At 39.6% G+C, this 5,560-nt stretch carries 6 protein-coding genes; 3 read left to right on the forward strand and 3 right to left on the reverse strand.

Translation table 11 applies throughout. The features are described 5' to 3' along the window. Positions 1–30 precede the first annotated feature (30 nt). Genes trbL through FTV25_RS15535 form a run of 3 tightly spaced genes read right to left on the reverse strand, consistent with a single transcriptional unit; the run spans position 31 to position 2,025 of the window. A complete protein-coding gene (gene trbL / locus FTV25_RS15525) occupies positions 31–936 on the reverse strand; it encodes a P-type conjugative transfer protein TrbL (RefSeq protein ID WP_204832353.1) in 906 nt (301 codons plus the stop codon). Positions 937–957: 21 nt separating this feature from the next. Then, on the reverse strand, positions 958–1,746 hold the full coding sequence (locus FTV25_RS15530; protein WP_005071978.1) for an ANT(3'')-II family aminoglycoside nucleotidyltransferase: 789 nt from the start codon (positions 1,744–1,746) through the stop codon (positions 958–960). A 3-nt stretch (positions 1,747–1,749) separates the two neighbouring features. Beyond that, the gene (locus FTV25_RS15535) at positions 1,750–2,025 is read right to left on the reverse strand and encodes a hypothetical protein (RefSeq protein WP_004919011.1); all 276 of its coding nucleotides are present in this window, start codon (positions 2,023–2,025) and stop codon (positions 1,750–1,752) included. A gap of 209 nt (positions 2,026–2,234) precedes the next feature. Here FTV25_RS15535 and mobQ point away from each other — a divergent pair, with 209 nt between their 5' ends. From mobQ to FTV25_RS15550, 3 genes are all read left to right on the forward strand, one after another. Beyond that, entirely contained in the window at positions 2,235–3,653 is a 1,419-nt protein-coding gene (gene mobQ / locus FTV25_RS15540; RefSeq protein WP_180004484.1) for a MobQ family relaxase, read from the forward strand. A gap of 601 nt (positions 3,654–4,254) precedes the next feature. Next, complete coding sequence (gene repM / locus FTV25_RS15545) at positions 4,255–5,193, forward strand: replication initiation protein RepM (protein ID WP_065996348.1); 939 nt, start codon at positions 4,255–4,257, stop codon at positions 5,191–5,193. Positions 5,194–5,208: 15 nt separating this feature from the next. Continuing rightward, positions 5,209–5,442 (forward strand): hypothetical protein, encoded by a 234-nt coding sequence (locus tag FTV25_RS15550; protein ID WP_065996352.1) that lies wholly within the window; start codon positions 5,209–5,211, stop codon positions 5,440–5,442. Positions 5,443–5,560: the final 118 nt, after the last annotated feature.

Consider the following 5,560-nt stretch of genomic DNA (forward strand, 5'->3'; position numbering starts at 1 on the left):
TGCGAATAATCAGAAAAAATCTGTCTCGCCCTATGAGATAGTGTTTTCATCCTGATTGCTTTTAGATCGTTTTGACCGTAGCTCGTTTGCTTTATTCATCATCGAGCCAGCCATACGTCCACCAGTCGTAGAACCACTTAAACGACTACCAAGGTCACTTTTTAAAGCAGAACTCATATTCATGGCCATATTACCAGCCATAAAACCAGCTTTACCCATTGCACTCGATGGGCCTGTGCCAGTTGCTTGAGCCGTTTTAAGCTGTTCACTTGCCAACGCTCCAGCGCCTTTTGTAGCCATAGACGCACCAGCTGCACCAGCAGCAGCGCCAGCTGTCGCAGCAGCCACAGCACGTAGGGCAGAAGTTAAAGCAGCACCACTTCCAATAGATGAACCGTTAATCACACCTTGGAGCATATCAGGCACAATTTTGGTTAATGCCAGCAGTACCACACTACAGCCAATCATACCGACCAAACTTACATTGTCTTCAACATTAAAGCCCGTAGCCCACTCTTGGATAAAAGTAAGTCCAAGACCTGCAATCAATTGTAAGATAAATATTTTTGCACCGACTGAAACAGCATATTGAATAGTTTTCAAGGCATAGTCTTTCGTCCATTGCGAACCTGCAAACCCCATCATTAAGACACTAGCTGACACCACGATATACATTTCAACCAACGCCAAAACCAAGAACGCACAAATCAAGGCAAATGCAATCATGATAATGATTGAAGCAATCAGCATCCCCAATGAATCAATAGGCGACCAAGCACTTACCGAGTTTAAAATCTCTTGGACGATCTTCCAGCCGTTCACAAAAAAATCTGAGGGTGTAAGCAGACTGTAGCCACTGGCGGTAGATGCAGCCTGCCTGAAGCTATTTACAATCGCTTCAGCGAACGTTGCTGAGTTCATCAAAAGCCATGACATAAAGCCAGAATCAAAAAATTATTATGTGATCAGATTTCTTTTCTGCTCAAACTGCTCTTCAATTTTTGAACTCAAAAAATTGACAATAGGCTGCAAAGCATAATGCTCCTCTTGCCAATTTTGTTTGCCGATTTCCCCTCTATATTCCTGTATAAGTCGCTGCAATACGAATTTCTGCTCATCAGAAAGCTGAGACATAACCCATCGTGCAGCATTGTCTTTTGAAGCAATATCCTTCATCACTAAACTAAAATAGATCCGGCATAAAGCTAAAATCTGGTTTCTTTCATCTGCATCCTCATCCCAATGCGCTACAATTTCGGGATAAGTGTCAGACATTGCTTGCCATAGTTCTTGATCAGAAATTTCAGGTGCCCATTGGTTTAAAGCTGGCCCAAATAAAACTGTATGATGAGATCTCGCTTTTCTAAGCAATATACTAATATCTGGGTCTTTCTGTGAGCTCAATATTCCACCTTCTTTAAGCTCTTCACGCAGCCATTCACCAAATTGCATTTCATAACTTAAAGGATAAATTCCAGACTGAATCTCATCTTTTAATAAAATAGTAACTTCTAATGGCCTTTGTAATTCCCCAACAGGCTGTGAAATTTTTAGTAATTCTTGTGCAAGCTGCTCACGTAAAGCAGAAGTTAATGGTTGAGTGACCACGACCAGTACATCAAGATCACTTTCTGGCCCTAAACCACCGTCAACAGCTGAACCATAAAGATAAATTGCAAATAATGATTCCGCTAAAAGCTGCTGTAATTTTTCTTGTAGATATTCTAACTGAATTAAATCAGGCATCACTCACTCCTTTAATGGAAGATTAAATAATTCTCTATCTCGATTTTCGGTTAAGTATTTATCGAGTTGAGCCATTAACTTTTCATGAGCAACAGTGTCATTTTCGACGATTTTTAACATACAAGAGCCGATTAAAATCTTACGTCTTGTATCATTCTTTCGTTCTAACTCTTTTTGCTTAGAACGTTCACGAGCTACAGCAGCTTGTTTTTGAGCTTTTAACTGTTTTAACCGCTCTTGTTGCTTAGAAATTTGTTGTTCCAATGACTCAATTTTCATCTTTAACATACCTTTCAAATAGAGGAAATCCCCCTAAATCATAAGCGCACTTGAACATTGCTTTCAAGTTGCTATATGATTGTTGTGGGTTTTCCCGAAGGGCGCACTTTCCCAAACTAAAGTTTGGAGTGCGTAAGGGGACACCCCTTAACCCCGAAAAAAAATTTTCAATTTTTTTTTAAAAACACTTGTCAATGGGACTTTACATCGTGGCTATTTTTCACTTTTCAGTAAAAAATATTAGTCGATCAGATGGTCGAAGTGCTGTTGCGTGTGCTGCATATAGATCAGGGGAAAAATTGAAAGATGAACGCTATGGAAAAGAGCAGGATTACACGAAGAAAACAGGCATAGAATTTAAAAATATCTATGCGCCTGAAAACACCAAAAAAGAATTATTAGATCGGGAAACGCTTTGGAATACGGTCGAAACCATTGAAACTAGAAAAAACTCTCAATTATCAAGAGAATTTGAAGTTGCATTTCCTTGTGAATTAAACCAAGAACAACGAGAGAAGATGCTCAATGAGCTATGCGGAAAAATTGTAGAACGTCATAAGGTCGTTGTTGATGCAGTCATTCATGCCCCACATACCGCAGGCGGAAGTGATGACCGCAACTATCACGCCCACATCATGCTCACTACACGCAGCATTAACCAACAAGGCGACCTTGATAAAAAAACGAGAGAATTTAACGACAACGGCAAACAAGAAGTCGAACACTGGAGACAACAGTTTGCGGAACTCTGCAATCAATTTCTTGAACAGGTTGGCAGCCATGAGCGTGTCGATCACCGCAGCTACAAAGAGCAAGGTTTAGATTTAGAAGCCACACAGCATGAGGGTTCTACAATTACCCAACTTCGCAGACAGGGCAAGGACACTGAAATCAGTTTAAGTAACGATGCGATTAAGGCTAGAAATACAGAACGCCAATTAATTAAAGGACTTGAGCAAGAAATTTTAGCCACAGAACGCCTTGTTCATGACTTGGAACAGACCAGGGAAAATTTAGACCAGGAACAACGCCAAAAAGAAAAAGACCAGGAACAACGTTCCCCTGAAGAATTAACCAAAATTGCATATAGCGTTATTTCGCAATATAACGACGCTATAGCCACAGAAGCGAAAAACATAGCGTCATCTATCCAAAAAACAGAAATCGAGCAAATAAACGCTGTTTTGGAGCAAATAGAGCTATCTAAAAGCGATATTAAACACCAAAAAGAAGAACTAGGAAAAAGACCCCTGTTTTTTGGCGGAAAATGGGATACAGCAAATGCTGAAATTCAGAAGCAGTTGAACCAGCTGGAAGAACAAGAACGAGAATTGAGGAATAACTCCCTTCGATTTGAGCCTGAACGCTATACAGATCGGGCAAAACTGACTGTAAACAAGGCTAATCCAAACCTAAAAGCTAAATATGACCGAGCAAGAAATTATCTTGAGCGAGAACAACAACGGAAGTTAGCCGAACAGGAAAAACGAAAACAAGAAGCCAAAGCCATACAAGAACAAGAAAAACAGGCATTTTTTGCACGTAAAGCCTTGCGTGAACAAGGTAAGCATGAAGAAGCCAACAAGATGCTTGAAGCCGAAAAGCGGAATAGACCACGTTCAAGATAGGTATATCTATGGTGCAAAATATATGATTTTGCACCATAGATATACCTATTCTTTTTGGTGTTTATTAAAATTATCTAAACAATACATGGTTTTACAGAGCGAGTGTCTACGAGCGAACTAGCAATATTCGACCCTCGACCCTCTGAAAAACCGCTTTTAAATGACTTGAACCCTAGAAAATCTATATTTTCATGTTGAAATCTGCACCTAGACCGAGCGAAGCGAGCATAAAGCCTTATGAGCGAAGCGAATTCATAGTTGCTTTTGCTTTTAGATTTCACAAACAGGATTAACCGAAAAATTGCCCCTCGAAGCGAGCTTGCGAGCTTCAATAAAGTACGAGCTTTAGCGAGTACATAGGGCAATTTTGACCCCTCCCCTCTTTTTTAATTTTTTTATTTTTTTTAATTTTTAGGGTGACTGAAATCCTTATATAGCAATGGTTTCAGACTTTATATAGCAACGTTTATCTTGCAATATAGCAACGTTTATCTTGCAATATAGCAACGTTTATCTTGCAATATAGCAACGTTTATCTTGCATATTACAACATTGTTATATAATGTTGCTATAACAACAAAATTCGAATAAGTTGCTATGTATGAAAAAAGACCTAGTCGTTAAGGATAATGCGCTGATCAATGCCAGTTATAATTTAGACCTTGCAGAACAACGCCTAATCCTTTTAGCAATACTGGAGGCGAGGGAGTCTAATATCCCTAGTGACCGTGATTTAACTATCCATGCAGAAAGCTACATTAACCATTTCAATGTCCATAGAAACACCGCCTACAAAGTCTTAAAGGATGCTTGCAAAAACTTGTTTGAGCGTCGCTTTAGTTACCAAAAATTAACGGCTAAAGGCAATCTTGAGAATGTTATGAGCCGATGGGTACAGCGTGTGTCCTATGTTGAAAATGAAGCCCTTGTCCGTATCAGGTTTTCAGATGATGTTGTGCCACTGATCACCAACCTAGAGAAGCATTTCACCAGTTATGAACTGGAGCAGGTAAGTAGCCTAACGAGTGCCTATGCCATACGTTTATATGAACTACTAATTGCATGGCGTAGCACTGGGAAAGTATCAATGCTTGAAACTAAGGAATTGAGGTCAAGACTTGGTGTATTGGACACAGAGCATCAACGGATGGAATCGTTTAAAAGACGAGTATTAGAGCCTGCTATTCAACAAATTAACGACCATACCGACATTAAGGCAGAATACGAGCAACATAAGCGAGGACGTTCAATCATTGGGTTTTCATTCAGCTTTAAACAGAAATCCAAGCCTAAAACAATCAACCATGAACGAGATCCAAGCACGGTTGATATGTTCTGCAACTTGTCAGACAGTCAGATAAATACTTATAGCTCAGTATTGTCTAAAGTCCACAGTATCAGCGACCTAGCAGGGAATAAGGACTATCAAGCATTTGCAATATGGATTGCCAATATTTTACGTGACCCGTCCAGTGTGCGAGAAGAAACGGCAAAACGCATATTCAAGGCATTGCGAACAGAAACAGATTTTAAAGGTTAAATGGGAGTATTACTAATGACTGATTTATCAAAACTAAGTGAAACCGAGCTATTAGCTATCTGGAATAAAGATAATTTTGGACTGAAAGGTCAACTATACAAACTAGAACAAGAGTACATCGAAGCCAAAGAAATATTGGATAACTGGCAGAATAAAGACCACCCACTTTATGAACGTCATCAAAGTTGTGTGGATGGTCTTATTACAAGGATTGAGCGTATAAAACAACAACTAAACAAATGCGAATAATCAGAAAAAATCTGTCTCGCCCTATGAGATAGTGTTTTCATCCTGATTGCTTTTAGATCGTTTTGACCGTAGCTCGTTTGCTTTATTCATCATCGAGCCAGCCATACGTCCACCAGTC

It is taken from the genome of Acinetobacter sp. YH12249 (genome assembly GCF_013417475.1).
Lineage (GTDB): Bacteria > Pseudomonadota > Gammaproteobacteria > Pseudomonadales > Moraxellaceae > Acinetobacter.